18 protein-coding genes are annotated in these 17,746 nt (G+C 63.3%); 8 read left to right on the top strand and 10 right to left on the bottom strand.

Annotated elements, in window-relative coordinates:
* Nucleotides 1-2 precede the first annotated feature (2 nt).
* The 10 genes from E4631_RS20075 to E4631_RS20030 all read right to left on the bottom strand — a co-directional run bounded on the left by E4631_RS20075 (nt 3) and on the right by E4631_RS20030 (nt 8,302).
* The gene (locus E4631_RS20075; protein WP_133658855.1) at nt 3-743 is read right to left on the bottom strand and encodes a hypothetical protein; all 741 of its coding nucleotides are present in this window, start codon (nt 741-743) and stop codon (nt 3-5) included.
* Between the two features lie 12 nt (nt 744-755).
* Complete coding sequence (locus E4631_RS20070; protein ID WP_133658856.1) at nt 756-1,244, bottom strand: nuclear transport factor 2 family protein; 489 nt, start codon at nt 1,242-1,244, stop codon at nt 756-758.
* A 28-nt stretch (nt 1,245-1,272) separates the two neighbouring features.
* On the bottom strand, nt 1,273-2,403 hold the full coding sequence (locus E4631_RS20065; protein WP_133658857.1) for an efflux RND transporter periplasmic adaptor subunit: 1,131 nt from the start codon (nt 2,401-2,403) through the stop codon (nt 1,273-1,275).
* Nucleotides 2,404-2,414: 11 nt separating this feature from the next.
* Nucleotides 2,415-3,038, bottom strand: a complete 624-nt coding sequence (locus E4631_RS20060; RefSeq protein WP_133658858.1) for a hypothetical protein — start codon at nt 3,036-3,038, stop codon at nt 2,415-2,417.
* Nucleotides 3,035-4,279: a TolC family protein gene (locus E4631_RS20055; RefSeq protein ID WP_133658859.1), complete on the bottom strand. Its 1,245-nt coding sequence runs from the start codon at nt 4,277-4,279 to the stop codon at nt 3,035-3,037. The genes E4631_RS20060 and E4631_RS20055 overlap by 4 nt, the downstream gene beginning before the upstream one ends.
* 114 nt (nt 4,280-4,393) lie before the next feature.
* A complete protein-coding gene (locus tag E4631_RS20050; protein ID WP_133658860.1) occupies nt 4,394-4,945 on the bottom strand; it encodes a heavy metal-binding domain-containing protein in 552 nt (183 codons plus the stop codon).
* A 66-nt stretch (nt 4,946-5,011) separates the two neighbouring features.
* Complete coding sequence (locus E4631_RS20045) at nt 5,012-5,734, bottom strand: DUF305 domain-containing protein (protein WP_133658861.1); 723 nt, start codon at nt 5,732-5,734, stop codon at nt 5,012-5,014.
* Nucleotides 5,735-5,801: 67 nt separating this feature from the next.
* The gene (locus tag E4631_RS20040) at nt 5,802-6,491 is read right to left on the bottom strand and encodes a hypothetical protein (protein ID WP_133658862.1); all 690 of its coding nucleotides are present in this window, start codon (nt 6,489-6,491) and stop codon (nt 5,802-5,804) included.
* A 21-nt stretch (nt 6,492-6,512) separates the two neighbouring features.
* Complete coding sequence (locus E4631_RS20035; protein WP_133658863.1) at nt 6,513-7,469, bottom strand: heavy metal-binding domain-containing protein; 957 nt, start codon at nt 7,467-7,469, stop codon at nt 6,513-6,515.
* A gap of 320 nt (nt 7,470-7,789) precedes the next feature.
* Nucleotides 7,790-8,302, bottom strand: coding sequence for a hypothetical protein (locus tag E4631_RS20030; RefSeq protein WP_133658864.1), 513 nt, complete (start codon nt 8,300-8,302; stop codon nt 7,790-7,792).
* A gap of 370 nt (nt 8,303-8,672) precedes the next feature.
* Here E4631_RS20030 and E4631_RS20025 point away from each other — a divergent pair, with 370 nt between their 5' ends.
* The 8 genes from E4631_RS20025 to E4631_RS19990 all read left to right on the top strand — a co-directional run bounded on the left by E4631_RS20025 (nt 8,673) and on the right by E4631_RS19990 (nt 17,664).
* Nucleotides 8,673-11,006 carry a cation-translocating P-type ATPase gene (locus tag E4631_RS20025; protein ID WP_166648185.1) on the top strand — a complete coding sequence of 778 codons (2,334 nt, stop codon included), beginning with the start codon at nt 8,673-8,675 and terminating at the stop codon, nt 11,004-11,006.
* Nucleotides 11,007-11,043: 37 nt separating this feature from the next.
* Nucleotides 11,044-11,421: a cupredoxin domain-containing protein gene (locus E4631_RS20020; protein WP_133658865.1), complete on the top strand. Its 378-nt coding sequence runs from the start codon at nt 11,044-11,046 to the stop codon at nt 11,419-11,421.
* 5 nt (nt 11,422-11,426) lie between these two features.
* The gene (locus E4631_RS20015) at nt 11,427-12,053 is read left to right on the top strand and encodes an AraC family transcriptional regulator (RefSeq protein ID WP_133658866.1); all 627 of its coding nucleotides are present in this window, start codon (nt 11,427-11,429) and stop codon (nt 12,051-12,053) included.
* Nucleotides 12,054-12,168: 115 nt separating this feature from the next.
* Nucleotides 12,169-12,804: a DUF305 domain-containing protein gene (locus E4631_RS20010; RefSeq protein WP_133658867.1), complete on the top strand. Its 636-nt coding sequence runs from the start codon at nt 12,169-12,171 to the stop codon at nt 12,802-12,804.
* A gap of 86 nt (nt 12,805-12,890) precedes the next feature.
* Nucleotides 12,891-13,205 (top strand): DUF6122 family protein, encoded by a 315-nt coding sequence (locus E4631_RS20005; protein WP_133658868.1) that lies wholly within the window; start codon nt 12,891-12,893, stop codon nt 13,203-13,205.
* A 186-nt stretch (nt 13,206-13,391) separates the two neighbouring features.
* Nucleotides 13,392-14,327, top strand: a complete 936-nt coding sequence (locus tag E4631_RS20000; RefSeq protein WP_205704278.1) for a DUF4396 domain-containing protein — start codon at nt 13,392-13,394, stop codon at nt 14,325-14,327.
* A 140-nt stretch (nt 14,328-14,467) separates the two neighbouring features.
* A complete protein-coding gene (locus E4631_RS19995; RefSeq protein ID WP_133658869.1) occupies nt 14,468-14,854 on the top strand; it encodes a hypothetical protein in 387 nt (128 codons plus the stop codon).
* A gap of 473 nt (nt 14,855-15,327) precedes the next feature.
* On the top strand, nt 15,328-17,664 hold the full coding sequence (locus E4631_RS19990) for a TonB-dependent receptor (RefSeq protein WP_166648186.1): 2,337 nt from the start codon (nt 15,328-15,330) through the stop codon (nt 17,662-17,664).
* Nucleotides 17,665-17,746 lie beyond the last annotated feature (82 nt).

Below are 17,746 nucleotides of genomic sequence, written 5' to 3'. Positions count from 1 at the left end.
GGTTATTGGGGAAGTGCGGGTAAGAGAAGGCGCAGCCCGGAGCCGGGCCGCAGGCTGTCGACGTGCGCGACGAAGGGCTGCCGGCTGGGGCGCGCGTGCAGGTGCAGGCCGGGCGGCCGCCGCCGCTTGGTGGGCAGCAGGAATCCCACCAGGTCCAGGGACTGCTGCGCGAAGCGGCCATGAGCCCCCAGGCCGGCGCTCGGGGCATCGGTGGGCTGCCCGGTGGGAAAGGCCGCCACGGTCCACCACGTTACCGTGGGCTCGCCCTGCAGCCGAAAGGGCAGCCAATTCCTTTGACTGTGCCCGGCCTGTGCCGCGGCTTGCTGGACGAAGCGCGCCAGCTGCGCCGGACTGGTTACCGTGGCTGGCACCATTACGGGTTCCCGCCAGCGGGCCACGCGCCGTTGCAGCAGCCACACCGCCCGGCCCTGGAAGCCCACGGTCGTCTCCGTGGCGCCGTCGGGCCGGTGGCGGGTGGTCAGCGCATCCCCACCGGCCACCAAAATTTCGCCCCCCCCTTCGGCCACCCCTACCGCGTAGAGGCTAGGCCGGGCCGTGAGCGTGTCCAGGACCACGGCGTTCCGGGTACTACCCGGTCGAAGGGCAGGAAGGCGCACGCCGGCTCGCTGCTGCTGGGCGGCCAGTGGCTGGCCCAGCCCAAGCAGCAGGAGCCCCAGGCCGGTTCCGCCGCGTTGCAGCGCGGGGAGAAACCCAGGAAGGCGACGAAATAAGGGAGTGTGCATGCGCAGCCGGAGTTATTTGCGGGCCGAGTTGTGGCTGCTGATAATCTGCCAGGTGCCGGCCGGCGTCTTGCGCAGCACCGAAGTGGCGACGCCGCGCCGCTTGATAGGCGTCTTAGGGTCCTTTTTGAGGCCGATGGTGTAAGTGTAGGTTTCCAGGGCGAAGGCGTAGGGGCCGTCCACGGTTACTTCCACTTCGTAGTCGCCGTACTTGAAGGAGCTGAACTCCTTGAGCTCGGGGGCCAGGTGGTGCGCGGCGTAGTGGCGGTAGGTGCCTTCCTTGCTGCCGGTTTCGAGCACCACGGAGTTGGGCGCGAATAGCCGGTCGGTACCGGTGGTGTCGAGCTTTTCCACGGCCTGCTGGTAGTGGCCCAGCACCTGGCGCACCGCGATTTCATCGGCGGCAGCCGGTTTGGCCGGCGCGGAAGCAGTTTGGGCCGACGCGGCTAAGGCACCCGGCGTACAGGGCACCAGCAGCAAGGAGTGTTTCAGGGAAAATTTCATGAGGCAGCCGGGTACGCCCGTCGTAAGGTTATTGGTTGAGGTACACCGACTTGAGCTGGTAGGTGTTCTGCGTCACGATGCGCTCGCCGGCCGCCAAGCCGCCGAGGATGACGGTGCGCTGGTCGTCGGCCGGGCCGGGCTGCACGAAGCGCAGCTTGAAGACTTCGGGGCTGGTGTGCACGAACACGGCGGGCTTGCCGGCCACGTCGGTCACGGCAGTGGTCGGCACGGCCAGCTGGGGCTTGCCGGCGCGGTCCTGCACCCGCACGTTCACGCTTTGGCCTGGCCGCAGGCCCGAGGTGCCCGAGACGTCGAGCACCAGCTGCCGGGCCTGGTTTACCGGGTTGACCACGTTGCTGAAGGACACCAGCCGCGCCGGGGCGCGGGTTTCGCCCTGCAACCCTTCCACCAGAAAGCGGCTGCTGCTGGTTACCTGGTCGAGGTCGGCGGCAAAAACCTGGGCCGTGACCGAGAGCTTGCCGGGGTTGATGACGGTGAGCAGCGGCTGGCCGGCCGTGACTTGCTGACCCACGGCGAGCGTAAACACGTCCACCGTGCCGCTGATGGGTGCCGTGAGCGAGACCCGCCGCTGGCGGGCCTGTCCGTTGAGGATGCCGGCGTTCTGGCGGGCCTGCCGCAGGCGCAGCTCGGCGGCCACCACGTCCTTGCGGGCGGCGATGTCGGCGATGCTTTGCAGGCGCTGGTAGTCCTGCTCGGCGGCGCGCAATTCGGCCTGGGCGTTGGCCGTGCCGGTGCTCAGCCCAATTTGGGCGGGCGCGTCCAGCGTCTGGTCGAGCACGGCCAGCACCTGCCCGGCACGGACCGATTGGCCCACGCGCACCTTCAGGCTAACCAGGCGGCCCGGCTGCGGAGCCACGAGTTCGCCTTGGCCGCCCGGGGCCGCGGAAACGATGCCCAGCAGCGTGCGCCGGGTGTTGAGCGAGTCGAGGCGGGTGAGTTCGGTGCGGATGCCGAACAAAAACTGGCTTTCCTTGGGCAGGCTCACTTCATCGGTGGCGCCGGTAGTGGCCGTGGCGGGTTTGGTGTCGCCGTGGTCTTCGCCGCCATGCGCGGCGGCGGGACGAGGAGCAGGCAGCAACGTCGCCAGCACGAGGCTGGCCGTGGCCGTGCCAACGATAAGCTTATGGGAAGTTTTCATCTGGTTAGGACTTAAGGAAACGGGGAGCGGCGGCTGGCCGACAGTACTTGCTCCGACGTCAAGAGCACCTCGGGGCGACGCCGGCGCAGGAACACGGCCGTCAGGGCAATACCGAGCACGAAGGCGCCGACCAGCGCGAGAATGGTCTTCCAAGAGGAAAAAAGACCGGGGCCTGCGGCAGCCGGCGCGGCGGCCACGGGTAGCTCCTTGCCCACGGCAATGCCTTCGAGCAGCAGCAGGTCGGCCCGGTCGCCAACGGCTATCTGCACGGTCATGCTGTAGGCTTTTTTGGCGGGGAAGGTGGTTTCCACCAGGTATTCGCCGGGCCCCTTTTCCGTGGTGGTAAACTTCAGCTTCGGGTCCTCGGGCGAGGTGAAGATGAACTTGGCGCCCTTGATGGGCGCGTTGGTGGCGAAGTCGGACAGGAACACGCGCAGGTCGGCGTCGCCGCCTGGCTTGAGGGGGAAGTAGCGCAGCAGCACCTCGAATTGCTCGGAAGCCGCGGCGGCCGAGAAATAGGTGGCGCCGGCCGGGGTTGCGGCTTTGGCGTCGCCGTGGTCTTCGCCACCGTGGGCCCAGGCGGGCACCGCGGCCAGCCAGGTGAGCAGCAATAGCAGGAACAGGTTCTTTCTCATTGTCCGCGGAGGTAGTTAAGTTCGATAAGGGCCTGACTGTAGTCCCGGATGGTGGTCAGGTAGGCATTCTGAATAGTAAAAGCCTGGTTCAGGCTCTGGATGAGCACGAGGTAGCTGATTTCGCCGGCCCGAAACAGGCGCTGCGACTGGCTGATGATGGCCGTGGACTGGGGCAGACCGGTTTGTTCGTAGTAGGCCAAGGAGGCCGAGAACTTGCGCGTGTCGGACAGTCGCTGCTGGTACTGGGTGCCCAGCTCCAGCCGCTGCACTTGCACCTGGGCGCGCGCAGCTCCCGAGCGTGCCGTGGCCGCCTGCAGCTGCGAGCGGTACGTCCAGAAATACAGTGGCACGGATACGCCAAACTGCAGCCGGTACTTATAGGGAGATTCGGCAAACCCTTGATTCTGGTAGCCTACGGTGAGGGCCGGCGTGCGCCGCGCCCGAACCAGGCTGATGCCGGATTGGCTTAGTTCTACGTTTTGGGCAGAGTAGGCCAGCGTCGGGCTCAGGGCCACGGCGGCGCTGTCCTCCACGGGCAGGCCAGCCAGCAGGGCACCACCGGTGCGGGCCAGGTCCGGCCCGGTCTGGCGCAGGTCGGTACCCGCACTCAAGTCCGCCGTGGGCTGGCCCAGCAGCAAGCCCAGCCGCCGTTTGGCCGACTGCAGGTCCACGGCGGCCTGCTCCAATTGGTTGCGCACCTGCCGGGCCTCGGCCTCGGTGCTTACCTGTTGCAGTGCGGTTACTTCACCGGCCTTGAACAGGCGCTCGGTCGCCGTTTGCAGGGCCTGGAACAGGCTGTCCTGGTAAGTGAGCTGCCGGATTTGGGCTTCGGCGAATTGTAGATTCAGGTAGGCCGCGCGCACCTCGCGCCGCACGGTGGCCCGGTTTACATCGCGGCCCCGTTCGGCCAGGGAGATACCGGCTTCGGCCGCCTGGGCCTGTCGCCGGTACACGGAGGGAAAGTCAATGGTTTGCACCACGCCCGGCGCCCACCGTTCGCCGGTGGGCGCGGAGAAGAGAAAGTCGGGGTTGCGCAGCGAAAAGCTGCCGCGCCGCAGGGCCCGCTGCTCCTCAATTTCCTGGGCCGACTGGCGCAGGCGCGGGTGCAGGCGCAGGGCCTGCTGCTCGGCACTGTCCAGGCGCACCACCACGCGCTGGGCCCAGGCCGGCCCGCCGGCAGCGCCCAGCAGCAGGAGCAGCAGCCAGCTTAGCAGGCGGGGGTTTATTCGGTTAGTATACATTGCAAGTAAATTGATTCGTAGTGCAGCGGAGCGTAAACCCTCGCCGCTGCGTTCACCCGCGACCGGAAGTGCCCGGCCCGTCCTGGTAGCGCCCGGGATGGGCCGGGCGGGTCATCAGGACTTTTTCACCAGGGCCATGCCGCACTTGGGGCACTTGCCGGGCTTATCGCTGGCCACTTCCGGGTGCATGGGGCAGGTGTAGGCCGCGCCCACGGCCTTGCCCGCTGCCGCTTCGTCGAGCTTGTCGAAGCGGATATTGATGGTTTTTCCGTCGGCGTTGAGCGTGACGATGGCCGTGCGCACCTTGGCCCCGGCGGGCAGCTTGGCGAGGAAGTGGTCGTCGCCGGCGGGTGCCAGCGCTACCGTCGAGGTCTTGTTATCGGTGGTCTGCACCATGACGGTGCCCGTGGTGCCCGTATTGGGCACGGCGCTCATTTTGGCCCCGAGCAGGTAGATGTGCAGCTCAGTAGGATGCTGCACCAGCTCCATATGGTAGGGACTGGCCGAGCGAACCACGCCCCCGTGGGGGGCAACGTGGGCGTGGGTTTCACCGGGCGCCATTTCGGCGTGCTGCTCGCCAGCGGCGTGGGTGTGCTGGGCGTAGGAAGCCAACGGCGACAGGGCCAAAAGCGTGGCCGCAGCCAGGGAAATGCGAAGAATGTTCATGAACTGGAGTTGTGGAAATACGAGTTGTGGGAATAAGAAAAATGGACAAGAGAAAGGCGGGCCGGGTTACATCTTCATGCCGTTCTTGGCCATCCAGTCATTGAACTGCTGGATTTCCTTGGTCTGCTTGTCGATGCCCATCTGGGCCATTTTCTTGACCTCGGGGTCCTGGCCGCTAGCGACTTCGGTCTTGCTCATGGCCACGGCCGCCTTGTGGTGGGTCACCATCATCATGGCGTAATCCATGTCCGTGTTGCCGGAAGGCGTCATGGGCTGCATCTGCACCTTCATGCCTTCGTCCATGCCGGCCTGGAACTTGTCGTTGGAGTCTTTGGGCGTGTAGTTCTTGGCGGCGCCGTCGAGGCGGTCGGCGGCCTTGTCAAAATCTTTCTGCTCTTTTTTCTGGTCGTCGATGGTTTTCTGCGCCATGGCTTTGAGCGTGGCGTCTTTGCCGTCGCGCAGTTCCACTTCCGACATGTCAATGGCGCCTTGGTGGTGGGCAATCATCATGTGGGAGAAGTCGTGGTCGGTGTTGCCAATGGGCTTGCCGGCATTCATTTGCTGCATCATCTTGGCCATGGCGCCGGTCAGCGAGCCCGTCGCGGCCGAGCTTGTTGCCTCAGAGCTGCTCATGCCGTCCATCTGGCCACTCATTTTTGCCGAATCGGTCGCGGCCGGGGACGAAGATTCGGTGGTAGCCGTCGTGGACTCCGTGGCCGTTTTGTTGTCGCCGCAGGCGCTGAGCAACGCGGCCGTCAGGGTAGCCGAAAGAAACAGGGTGCTTTTCATGGAACTGGGATTGGGTGAAGTGAAAAAATGGGTTGGGAAAGGCTGGGAAAATCTTGAAATGAGCAGGTTATTGAGCAGGATGACGCTTTCTGAGCACGCTTTGCAGCAGCTGGGTCTCGGCGGGGCGCGGGGCGAGCACCTGCCGGGCCAGCGCCTGGCCCGCTGCGGGCAGCCGGCCCGTAGCTAGGGCCGCACGGGCGATGGCGGCGACGCTTTGCCGCTGGCCCGCCAGCAGGGCCGCAAAGTCGTGGTCGGGCAGTGCCGCCGCCGCGTGCGCCCGCATCGACACCTTCAGCGATTCGCGCACGCCGCGCGTGAACGGGTCGCTGAAGTCATCAGGCGCATAGTTGCGGGCCCGGCCGTGCAGGTCCTGCGCCAAGCGCTCGGCGGCGGCACCCAGTGCCAGCGCCCGGCCACGCACGGCGGCAGCCAGCTGGAGCAGGCCCGGATGCTGGCCAGTGCGCAACTCCCGCTCGGCGCCAGCCTGGATGCTGCGCTCGTAAATCGCGACTAGGTGAGCAAAGTCATGGCCCACGTTGCCCACCAGCGGGTCCCGGTTGAGCTGGCTAAGCACTTGCCGCTGCACGTCTTCCAGCGAGGCCGAGTCGCTCTCGTGCGCGGCCAGATTGGGGGCGGCGGGGGGCGGCAGGGCGGCCAGGCGACGGGCCGGTACCCGTTGCGCGGGGGGCGTGTCTGCCCCGCAGCCTGGTAGAAGCAGGGTGCCGCCAGCGGCAAGCAGCAGGACAAGCGTGTTCATTATCGCAAAGACCTTTAAAAACTAGGCGGCAGGGCCCGCCACGTTGATGGTGAAGTCGCCGGTGTGAATCTGCCCGTCGTGGTTGAACTGCAGGAAGACGCGGTACAGGCCGGGCTTCTCGAAGTTGGTGTTGAAGCCGATGGCCGGGCCCTTGTCGGCCTGCTCGTTGGGGTGCACGTGCAGGTAGCGCTCAGTGTCCTCGCTGATGACCACCACGTGGCCCAGGGCGCCGAGGTAGTTGTCGAGGTCGGTCACGGGCTTCCCATCCTTGTTGATGGTGATTTTCATGCCCAGCAGCTGGCCGGTGTTCAGGGGCTTGTCAAACGCCAGGGTGGCCGAGTAACCATCCTGCGTCCACTGCATGTCGTCGTTCTTGAACTTCACCGGCGAGTAGGTCGGGCCCTTTACTGAGATGGGCTGACGGCCCAGCTGGTGGCCCGAGCCGGTGGGCGTGTAGTCCTGAAACAGCACGTAGTCGCCGCCCTTGGGAAAAGTGTAGTTTACTTTGTAATTGCCTTGGGCGGTAAATTCGGGGTGCTCGTGGTAGAACTGGCCCAGGTCCTTGCTCACGATGATGAGGTGAATCTTCTTCTCGTGCACCACCGCCAGCGGCACGGGGGCGGCCTCGTTGCCCACCTCCTGCGGCGTAAAGACCAGCTGCGCGGGCTGGCCGGCGGTCAGCTGCATGGGCGTGGGCTCAAACTTCATGGCGTAAAACTTGCCGTTGGCCACGTGGTCGTTGTGCACCAGCGTCATGCCGCACTTAGGGCACTTTTCTCCTTCCTTGGTACTCGTGACCTCGGGGTGCATGGGGCAGGCGTAGGTATGGCCACTGGCGTGGTCCGCCGTGCCGGCCGCAGGCCCATCGGTGGGCGTGGTCACGGTATTGGTGGCGCTGCTCGACGTGGAGTCGGACGAGCAGCTAGCCATGGTTAATAAGCTGGCGATAGCCAGCAGGGAAACAGGTAAGCGAAACATAAAATGGGGTAAGGGTGAGAAAATGGGCCGCCAGCATCGGCGACCCCGGCGGCGGCTCAGGCCTGGATTTGTTGCCAGAGCACGAAGCTTAGGGCGACGGCCAGTACGGCGTAGAGCAGGCCCGTGAGTAGGCGGCGCAACGGTCCACGGGGTGGCGGGCCGGCGGCCGGTTCGCAACAATCTTTCACTGCGGAGCAGGGGTAAACCCGGAAGATGGAGGGGGAGGAATAGCCGACTTAGGCGGCGCGACGGGCAAACGAAAAGGCTCGCCCCGGACACAGCATAGCTGTGCCGGCGCGAGCCTTAGCGCGTCGGAGCAATCAGACAGTCAGTGACTGAATGAAGATGCGGATGTCGGGTATTTTTGGTTTTAGCTGCCGGCGAGCCACCAGCAGCACGGGCCGCGTACGGTCCCATTGTTGAAAGCGGACCACCAGGGCCAGCGGGGCCGGGGGCAAAGCCACCGGCATAAACGTCATTTTTTCGATGCCGGCTTTTGGCGGGTGGGCCAGCGAAGCCCACACGGCGGCGGCATCGTCCTGGCAGCAGGCCCCTTTGGAACCGTGTTGGTGCGAACCCGGGGTTTTGCTATCATGGTGCTGGTGCTCAGCAAGAGCACCGAGGTTTTTCCCGTGGGAATGAGGTGTCCCGTGGTCGTGCGGGGCCTTGTGCTCGTGCGCCGGCGTACCGGCCGGGTGCTCGTGCTGATGTCCGACGGCTGGCGTCGCTGGCATGGCCAGCGCGCAGACGACCTGCCCAAAGAACACGTTGAGAAAGACCACCAGCAAGGAGGCCGCCATCACGCGTCGGGAATGGGTTTTGAGTCGGAACATTGGTACGAGGCAACGACAAAAGTATTCGAAAGGTTTAAAAGGTAAGCACCGGGTTGGTCTGGGTAGGGAAAGTCAGCTTTCTACCTTACAGACATTATTCCTTGGTAAAAAGCCAGGTTTTAAGCGAAATGAGGCCCTTAGCTTTTCATCACCCTCCCCCTGCAATTCGAGACTTTGCGTTTAAAGACTGGAAATATTACAAGTCCTGAAAGGTAATCGTGTACACTTGATGAGCGACGCTGGCCGGATGCTCAAATGTTGCAAGCGCTAAGCTCAATTCTACACATCTATTGCCTGCCATTAGGAGTTTATAAGATGTTGTTTTGCCAGCCGCCCGCTTTTGCGCGGCTTTCTCTGAATCATTCTTCCAATGGAAACCACCCATCATCACCAGTCGGCGCCACTAGTGCCCATGGGGCCGCCCCCGGCGCCCACTGCCGGCACCGAAACGGCCACTCTCAACATCGAGGGCATGACCTGTGCCTCCTGTTCCAACTTCGTGGAAAAGGCCCTGAGCCGCACGCCCGGCGTCAAAAGCGCCACCGTGAACCTGGCTAGCGAAAAGGCGACCATTGAATACCTGCCGGGCCAGGTGGACCGGGCCGGCCTCAAAGCTGCCGTGGAGCAGGCCGGCTACGGCGTGCACGAGTCCAGCCCGGCCGTGGCCGCCAACGTGCTGGCTTCCGACGAGGAGCTGGATGCCCGCAAGGCCGCCGCTTATCAGACCCTGAAGCGCCGCTTTCAGGTGGCCGTGGCGCTAGCCGTAGTCATTATGCCCCTGAGCATGCTTATGCTCTGGCCCGCCATGATGAGCCGCATCTCCACGCCGGTTTTAAACTATGTGCTATTGGCCCTTACCCTGCCCGTGCTGCTCTACAGCGGCCGCGAGTTCTACGTGTCGGCCTGGAACGGCCTGACGCACCGCACCGCCAGCATGGACACCCTGATTGCGGTGGGCACCGGCGCCGCCTTCCTCTACAGCCTGGCCGCGACGCTGATTCCGCATTGGTTCATGCAGCACGGCCTGATGCCAGAGGTCTACTACGACACCACGGCCACTATCATCGCCCTGATTCTGCTGGGCAAGGTGCTCGAAAGCCGGGCCAAGTCGAAAACCTCGGCCGCCATCAAAGCCCTGATGGGCCTGCAGGCCCGAATGGCCCGCGTGGTACGCAACGGTCAGGAAGTAGACCTGCCCATCGAGCAGGTAGTGGTGGGAGATGAAGTGGTGGTGCGCCCCGGCGAAAAAGTGGCCACTGACGGCACGATTCTTACCGGCAATTCCGCCGTGGACGAAAGCATGCTGACCGGCGAAAGTCTGCCGGTGGAAAAGAAAGCGGGCGACAACGTATTCGGGGCCACGCTCAACAAAACGGGTTCTTTCCGCTTTCGCGTGAGCAAGGTGGGCGCCGAAACTATGCTGTCCCAGATTGTGAAGCTGGTGGAGGAAGCCCAGGGCAGCCGTGCCCCCATTCAGCAGCTGGCCGACAAGGTCAGCGCCGTCTTCGTGCCCGTAGTCATCATGATTGCCATTGCTACGTTTGTGGTGTGGTTTGACTTGGCTCCCGAGGCCAGCCGCGTGCCGTTGGCGCTGGTGGGCTTCGTGGCCGTGCTCATTATTGCTTGTCCCTGCGCGCTCGGGCTGGCCACGCCCACGGCTATCATGGTGGGCACCGGCAAAGGGGCCGAACATGGCGTACTGATTCGCAACGCCGAGGCGCTGGAAAAAGCCGAAAAGGTAACTACCGTTTTGCTGGACAAAACCGGGACCATTACCCGCGGGGAGCCCAGCGTGACCGACTTCCTGACCACTAACGGCGACACCCCGGCGCACCTGCTGCCCCTGCTGGCAGCCGTGGAGCGGCAGAGCGAGCACCCGCTGGCCGAGGCCGTGGTTCGCTACGCCGATACCCAGGGTGGTTCGCGGCTGACCGCTACCGCTTTTCAGGCCTACGAAGGCCGCGGAGCCGGCGCTACGGTGGACGGGCAGGTGATTCTGCTCGGCAACCGGCGCCTGCTCAGCGAGCACAACGTGGTGCTTTCCACCGACACGGAGCAGCAGGCCATGCAGCTGCTGAGCCAGGCCAAAACGGTGCTCTACGCCGCCATCGGGGGGCACGTGGCCGCCCTGATTGGGGTAGCCGATACGGTGCGTGAGTCCAGCCGGGCAGCCATTCAGGCGATGCAGGCGGACGGCATTGAAGTGGTGATGATGACCGGCGACAACCAGCAGACGGCTGCCAAGGTCGCCGAGCAGGTGGGCATTAAGCGCTACTTTGCCGAGGTGCTACCGGCCGACAAAGCCGTCAAGGTGAAGGAACTGCAGGCCGAGGGCCGCGTGGTGGCCATGGTCGGTGACGGCATCAACGACGCGCCGGCCTTGGCCCAAGCCGACATCGGCTTGGCCATGGGCGGCGGCACCGACGTGGCCATGGAAGCAGCCGGCATCACGCTCATGCGCTCCGACCTGCAGGGCGTGGTGACGGCCATTGACCTCTCGCGCCAAACCATGCGCACCATCAAGCAGAACCTGTTCTTCGCTTTCGTTTACAACACGCTGGGCATTCCCATCGCGGCCGGGCTGCTCTACCCGTTTACGGGCTGGCTGCTCTCGCCCATGCTCGCAGCGGCGGCCATGGCCCTGAGCTCGGTGTCGGTGCTCACCAACTCGCTGCGCCTGCGCGGCTACAAGCATTCGGCGTAACTCCGGAGCACCAATTTTCCCTCTTATACTCATTCTAATGGATACTACTCAAATAATCGTAACGGTAGTGGGCGTGGGTCTGCTGGCGTTTGTCGGCTGGTTTTTCTTTTTGGCGCCCCACCGGGTGGCCGCGGCCGTGTCTTCGTCGGCGGGCGTGCAACAGGTCGACATCGTGGTGAAAGGTGGCTACTCGCCCAACGTCATTGAGGTGGAGCACGGCAAGCCCGTGCAGCTGAATTTCTACCGCGACGAGGAAAACAGCTGCTCCGAGGAGCTGCTGCTACCCGACTTCAACATCCGGCGGGACCTGGCCCCGTTTAAAACCACGGCCATTGAGTTTTTGCCCCAGCAAGCCGGTACCTTTGAGTTCACCTGCGGCATGCATATGCTGCGGGGAAGCCTGGTCGTAAAATGATGACGATGCCGCAGTCCGCCTCTTCCATCCTGCCGGCCCCCGCAGCCGGGAGCGTGCGCCTTTCCATCCGCAACATGGTGTGCCCCCGCTGCCTGCGCGTGGTGCAGCGCGAGCTGGAGAGGGCCGGCCTGGTAGTGGACAACGTCGCCTTAGGAGCCGCCAACGTACGCATGCCCGACGGCGGACCCGTGGACGAAGAAGAGGTGCAAAGTGCCCTGCAAGCCTATGGCTTTGCGCTGGTCGAGGACCCGCGCGACCAGCTGGTGGAAGAGGTAAAGGCCGTGGTGGTGGAGCTCATTCACTACACGCCGGCCGAGCTGCAGCCGTTTCACACGTACTCCCATTTCATCAGCGAGCGGGTGGGCCGGTCCTACGCGTACCTGTCCCATCAGTTTTCGGTGCGCGAGGGGCTGACGCTGGAAAAGTACATCATTCGCCAGAAGGTGGAGCGGGCCAAGGAGCTACTCAGCTACCAGGACGCGAAAGTAACCGAGGTGGCCCGGCAGCTGGGCTACAGCAGCGCGGCCCACCTGACCAACCAGTTCCGGCAGATAACGGGCCTGACACCGTCCGAATTTCAAGCCATGGGGCCCGGCAGCGCGGGGCGCCGTAGCCTGCACGACCTGACGTAAAGCTGGAAACTTTACAACAAATGGGAGGAATGGTGTGCAAACCTGGCCGAAGCATTCATCGTTTGTACAGGTGACCGCGAAGGGTCATTGGTCAAAATTAACTACTGCTAACTACATGCTACGTTCCATTCGTTTTCCGCTATTTGCTGCCCTGCTGGCCTTTGGCGCACTTACTTCCTGTAAAAAGGATAACACCTCCCCCACCGGCCTGCAAGTGCAGGCCCACGACCAAAGCGCGCTGATGACCATCATGCACAACATGATGAAAGACATGAGCATGATGACGGCCACTAACGACCCCGACAACGATTTTGCCATGATGATGGTGATGCACCACCAGGGAGCTATTAACATGGCCAACGAAGAGTTGAAAAACGGCAAGGACACCGAGATGCGGGCCTTGGCCACGAGCATCATTGCCAAGCAGCAATCCGAAATCACGCAGTTCAACGCCTTTAAAGCGTCACACGCGCCCCACGCGCCGTTCATCCCGGAGTTTTTCATGAAGCAGGACGAGAACATGATGCGTATGGACGAGTCCAATGACCTGCGCCCGCTAACCGGCAACACGGACTACGACTACGCTCAACTCATGGTGGACCACCACATGAGCGCCATTGAAAATTCAGACCTCGAACTTAAATACGGGCGGGAGAATACAACCAAGACGCTAGCGCAAAATATCATTGATGACCAAAAAATGGAAATCAAGCAATTCCAGGCCTGGCTGCTGAAAAACAAGAAGTTCTAAGTAGGCATTTGTCCCATAAGAAAGAAGAGCGGCTCTATTGGGCCGCTCTTCTGCTTTCAACTCCTTTCATTTCATTGTTCCAGCGGATGGTGCACGCTTTTCTGCACTTGCTGGTGCCCGGTGTGGTGGCCCTGCTTTTTTACCGTCCCCGCTGGCAGCGGACCTGGCTGATTTTGGCCGCCGCCTTGCTGCTCGACGTGGACGACGTACTGGCCACGCCGATGTTTGACCCCAACCGGTGCAGCATCAATTTTCATCCGCTGTACACCTACTGGGCCATGGACAACTACGCCTTCATGCTGCTGCCGCCCGTGACGCGGGTATGGGCCGTGGGCTTTCTGCTCCTCATGGCGCTGGATAATGCCGAATGCCTGCAGTTGGGCGTAGTGCTGCCGCGCTAAGCAAGCCGGACCAGCGCTCACACTACCTTAAAAACACTTGCAATGCACCCGATAAATACCCCGCTGTTTCCCGAGTACCTGTTGTGGATTTAGTTTGCCTTCACGGCCCTATCCGTGGCCTACGTGGCCTGGGACCTATTTGCCCGCACCCCGGAAATGAAGGTGATGAAGTGGGGCTGAGTGCTGGTGGCACTCTACACCGGGCCGGTAGGGCTGCTGATTTATTGGATTTCCTGCCGGGAGCCCGCGCCGGGTACCCATGAGCAGTTCGTGGCGCCCCTCTGGAAGCAGACCGTCGGCTCCACGATTCACTGTTTGGCCGGCGACGCCACGGGCATCATCGCGGCAGCCATCGTGACGAGCTTTTTTCGGTTGCCCATGGGCCTGGATATCTGGGTGGAGTACCTTGCTGGCTTCCTGTCTGGCCTCCTGGTGTTTCAGGCCCTGTTTATGAAAGGCATGCTGGGCGTAAGCTACCTGCAAGCGGTTAAGCAGTCCTTCTTGCCGGAATGGCTGAGCATGAATGCCGTTATGGCCGACATGATTCCGACCATGGTGCTGCTTATGACCCACGACATGGGGGCGATGGAGCCCGATACCCCTCTCTTTTGGGGCGTTATGTTCCTGGCTACTATAGTGTGGGCCATTGTGGCCTACCTGGTGAATTACTGGCTCGTCAAAAACAAGCACAAGCACGGCATGGACACCGAGCGGGCGCTGGGTAAAAGTGGAGCGCCGACCGAAGAAACTCCGGGGTCAGCGCTATCAGCCTCTCCCCCGCTGGCCATGGCTGGCATGAGCCATGGCCTGGCCGCCGAACCTAGTCCAATCCCGGCGCAAGATACCATGTCAGGAATGTCAATGGCTGGCATGGAGCACGCGGGCATGGACCATCAGGCCATGAGCAAGAAAGCAGCGCCAGCCGCGGGCGGCGCCATGGCCGGCATGGATATGAGCCACGGCCCCAATTCGGGGGCACGCAAGGCGGCTGTTACCGTGCTCACGCTGCTCCTGCTGGCCGCTGGCTATTACGTGGCCAACCGCTACGGCGACCTGTCTATGCGTCCGGGGGCACCGATGGCACCCATGCCCGGGATGAACATGGCCAACGGCCAGATGTAACCGCTGGCGGGCGATGCCTCCAGGTAGCGCGACCTTAGCGGAAATTTATTCTTATTTGCGCCGGGGGAATACTAATCCAAGGGTTCCTTTTTTCACGTAGTTGGGTTAGCCACGTATTTCTTTGCCGCACCTTTGCCCTCATGGCCCGTTCCTATCTCGTTCTGCTGTTGCTGCTCAACTACCTGCTGGTAGTTGGGGCGGGGCTGGTGGAACGGTCGGCTCGGGTGATTGACCGGCCCTATAACTACGTGCACAGCCCGGACTGCCAGTTAAAGCACCAGTTGCGGCTGGCGTGCTTCGATGACTGCAACGGGGTGCAGTACACGGTGAAAAAGTACGGGCAGCGCCTGCCGCTCACGCAGCTGCTGACTACTTTCAAGGGGCTGGATTCGCACTGCCTGCCCCAAAGCGTGGCCGTTGTGGCGACGGCGGCCTTTCCCCGGGTGTTGACCCATTCCACTGCCTTCACGGCCGGTGCGCCGGTGGGCTACGGAGGCCAAATTGAGTTGCCGCCCCGTCGGGGATAAGTCGAGTCGGGCCCAAGCGGCCCGGGTGGTGCCGAACCCATAGTGGTCGGGCCTTTTCGTTTTATCCGCTACCTGACGTTGCCCGCTGAGCCGATGCGCCCGGGCCCGCGTCGCTATTCCGACGGTTTATGCATTTTCTGGCTTACCCTTTTATTCCCGCAGCGGGTGCTGCGGGCGGTGCTTCCCGCGTACAGCTGCCGGCCGTGGGCCGCTCGGCTTTTGGCTCCATCGCCCTGGGCGATGTCAAAGGACTTCCCGTGACTGCAGTCGCCACCAGCCCCCGCTGGCCGCACGCCGGCCCGGCCCGAGACCGGGCGCACCACCGCGCTCAATGCTGGGCGGCTTGCCGGAGCAAGGCCAATTTTTAACCGGGCTGCGCTTCCCTACTACTCCCCTCATTTCGTGCCCTTAATACCGCGGCTGGTCGAGCTATGGCCCGCTGGGTAGGCACTCACCTTCTCTTGCCTTACCCGATGAATCTTTTTTTCTCTTCGTTTCCACATTTGCGCTTCGTTGGTGCCGCGCTTTTCCTGTTGCTTTTTAACCTGGGCGGCGCGCGGGCGCAGGGCACGGCCACGCTGCGCGGCACCGTGACCGACTCGCTTTCCAACCAGCCGATGGAAGGCGCGAGCGTGGGCCTGCAAGGCCAGCCCGGGGGCACCACCACGGATGCCCAAGGCAACTTCAAGCTCGGCGGCATCGAAACGGGCACCTACACGCTGCGTGTCGGCGCGCTGGGCTACCGCGCCCAGGCCCTGCCCGTGACCCTGGCCGCCGGTGAAACCAAGCGCCTCACGGTGGCGATGCCGACGGCTGTGCTTAGCCTTTCGGAGGTAACCGTGAGCCAGCCTTGTGACCCCAACCAGAGCCTGGCCGCCATTTCGCACATCGACCAGGTGTTGCGGCCCCTGAACTCGGCCCAGGACCTGCTGCGCCTGGTGCCGGGCCTCTTCATCGCCCAGCACGCGGGCGGCGGCAAGGCCGAGCAGATTTTTCTGCGGGGCTTCGACTCAGACCACGGCACCGACTTCGCCGTGAGCATCGACGGGCTGCCGGTGAACATGGTGAGCCACGCCCACGGCCAGGGCTACGCCGACTTCCACTTCGTCATTCCCGAAACGGTGGAGCAATTGAAAGTGTACAAAGGGCCCTATACGGCGCGCTTCGGCGACTTTGCGACTTCCGGGGCCGGCGAGTTTCTCACCAAAACGCGCCTCGACCACAGCCAGGTGAAGGTGGAAGTGGGCCAGTTCGACACCCGCCGGGCCCTGGTGATGCTGGACTTGATTCCGCAGGGCAAGCACCTGCTGAGCAAAAAAGCCGAGAGTGCTTACGCGGCGGCCGAGTACTATTTCACTAATTCCTACTTCGATGCCCCGCAGCGCTTCAAGCGATTCAATGGCATGCTCAAGTACACCGGGCAGCTGTCGGACAACACGTCGCTGACCCTGCTTGGCTCGCACTTCAACTCGAATTGGGACGCCAGTGGCCAGGTGCCCGAGCGCGGCGTGGAGCGCGGCCTGATTTCCCGCTTCGGCAGCATCGACAACAGCGAAGGCGGCCGTACCGACCGTACCAACGCCTACGCCATCCTGACCACGGCCCTCAAGCACGACGCTGTGCTGCGCCAGCAGGTGTACTACACCAACTACCACTTCAGCCTGTTCTCCAACTTTACCTTCTTCCTCAAACACCCGGACCCGCTGGTGGGCGACGAAATCAACCACACTGACTCCGGGCGCAACATCTACGGCTACACCGGCACCTACGACCGCGACGCCCAACTCGGGGCCAAGACCCTGCATACCACCTTTGGGGCGGGCACCCGCATTGATGATGCGGGCTTGAGCTTGCGCAACGCCGTGAAGCGCCGGATTACGGACACCACCACCGTGGGCCGACTCTACGAGCAGAATCTGAACGCTTACCTGGACGAAACCTTGACCCTTACCGAACGCCTGACCGTGAACGCAGCCGTGCGGGCCGATGTGTTCGTGTTCGACTTTCGCGGCGAGCGCAAGGATTCGGCGAGCGGCCCCTTTATTCCCCTCAACGGCCGGCGGACCCGGGCGCGCATCTCGCCGAAGCTGAACCTGTACTACCAGCTCACGCCCACCGTGCAGCTGTTCGCCCGCTCGGGCTTCGGGTTCCACTCCAACGACGCCCGGGCCGTGATTCGCGGCGCTGCCGATGCCAACGTGCTGCCCCGCGCCCTGGGCTACGAGGTAGGAAGCACGTTCAAGCCTGTGCCCAGCCTGGTGGTGAACGCCGCGCTGTGGGGGCTAACCCTGCAGGACGAGCTGGTGTACGCCGGTGACGAAGGCGTAACCGAAAGCGCCGGCCCCACCCAGCGCTACGGCCTGGACCTGGCCGTGCGCTACCAGCTCAGCCCGCGTCTGTTTCTGGACACCGACGTGAACTACAGCCACGGCCGCCAGACCGACGCGCCCGAAGGCCAGAACTACATCCCCCTGGCCCCCACCTTCACCACCATCGGCGGGCTCACATACAAGGAGCCGCGCGGGCTCAGCGGCAGCCTGCGCTACCGCCACATTGACTCCCGGCCCGCCAACGACGACGGCAGCATCACGGCCCGCGGCTACTTCCTGTTTGATGCCGTGCTGGCCTACACCCGGCCGCGCTACCAGTTGGGGGCGACCGTGGAAAATCTGCTTAACGTGGAATGGAACCAGGCCCAGTTCGCCACCCTGACCCGGCTGCCGGGCGAGCCGGCCGAGGGCAAGGACGAGTTGCACTTCACCCCCGGCACCCCCTTCTACCTGAAGCTCAACGCCAGCATCTTCTTCTAGGGGATGGTCCACTCAATGCATACCAGCGGCCTTCAGTGGAGAGTAGCTAGGGAATTTATTTCAGAGTGAGAAGGGTCTTGGG

It is taken from the genome of Hymenobacter sp. UV11 (assembly GCF_004684095.1).
GTDB lineage: Bacteria > Bacteroidota > Bacteroidia > Cytophagales > Hymenobacteraceae > Hymenobacter.
Note: the sequence above shows the minus strand (reverse complement) of the source record. Positions and strands in the feature narration are given on the sequence as shown.

Excerpts from the sequence above, each read along its gene's own strand:
- E4631_RS20030 (WP_133658864.1), bottom strand. The coding sequence starts at position 8,302 with ATGTTCCGACTCAAAACCCATTCCCGACGCGTGATGGCGGCCTCCTTG.
- E4631_RS19995 (WP_133658869.1), top strand. The coding sequence starts at position 14,468 with ATGGCCCGTTCCTATCTCGTTCTGCTGTTGCTGCTCAACTACCTGCTG.
- E4631_RS20010 (WP_133658867.1), top strand. The coding sequence starts at position 12,169 with ATGCTACGTTCCATTCGTTTTCCGCTATTTGCTGCCCTGCTGGCCTTT.
- E4631_RS20065 (WP_133658857.1), bottom strand. The coding sequence starts at position 2,403 with ATGAAAACTTCCCATAAGCTTATCGTTGGCACGGCCACGGCCAGCCTC.
- E4631_RS20040 (WP_133658862.1), bottom strand. The coding sequence starts at position 6,491 with ATGAACACGCTTGTCCTGCTGCTTGCCGCTGGCGGCACCCTGCTTCTA.
- E4631_RS20015 (WP_133658866.1), top strand. The coding sequence starts at position 11,427 with ATGCCGCAGTCCGCCTCTTCCATCCTGCCGGCCCCCGCAGCCGGGAGC.
- E4631_RS20035 (WP_133658863.1), bottom strand. The coding sequence starts at position 7,469 with ATGTTTCGCTTACCTGTTTCCCTGCTGGCTATCGCCAGCTTATTAACC.
- E4631_RS20025 (WP_166648185.1), top strand. The coding sequence starts at position 8,673 with ATGGAAACCACCCATCATCACCAGTCGGCGCCACTAGTGCCCATGGGG.
- E4631_RS20020 (WP_133658865.1), top strand. The coding sequence starts at position 11,044 with ATGGATACTACTCAAATAATCGTAACGGTAGTGGGCGTGGGTCTGCTG.
- E4631_RS20060 (WP_133658858.1), bottom strand. The coding sequence starts at position 3,038 with ATGAGAAAGAACCTGTTCCTGCTATTGCTGCTCACCTGGCTGGCCGCG.
- E4631_RS20050 (WP_133658860.1), bottom strand. The coding sequence starts at position 4,945 with ATGAACATTCTTCGCATTTCCCTGGCTGCGGCCACGCTTTTGGCCCTG.
- E4631_RS20075 (WP_133658855.1), bottom strand. The coding sequence starts at position 743 with ATGCACACTCCCTTATTTCGTCGCCTTCCTGGGTTTCTCCCCGCGCTG.
- E4631_RS20045 (WP_133658861.1), bottom strand. The coding sequence starts at position 5,734 with ATGAAAAGCACCCTGTTTCTTTCGGCTACCCTGACGGCCGCGTTGCTC.
- E4631_RS19990 (WP_166648186.1), top strand. The coding sequence starts at position 15,328 with ATGAATCTTTTTTTCTCTTCGTTTCCACATTTGCGCTTCGTTGGTGCC.
- E4631_RS20005 (WP_133658868.1), top strand. The coding sequence starts at position 12,891 with ATGGTGCACGCTTTTCTGCACTTGCTGGTGCCCGGTGTGGTGGCCCTG.
- E4631_RS20070 (WP_133658856.1), bottom strand. The coding sequence starts at position 1,244 with ATGAAATTTTCCCTGAAACACTCCTTGCTGCTGGTGCCCTGTACGCCG.
- E4631_RS20055 (WP_133658859.1), bottom strand. The coding sequence starts at position 4,279 with ATGTATACTAACCGAATAAACCCCCGCCTGCTAAGCTGGCTGCTGCTC.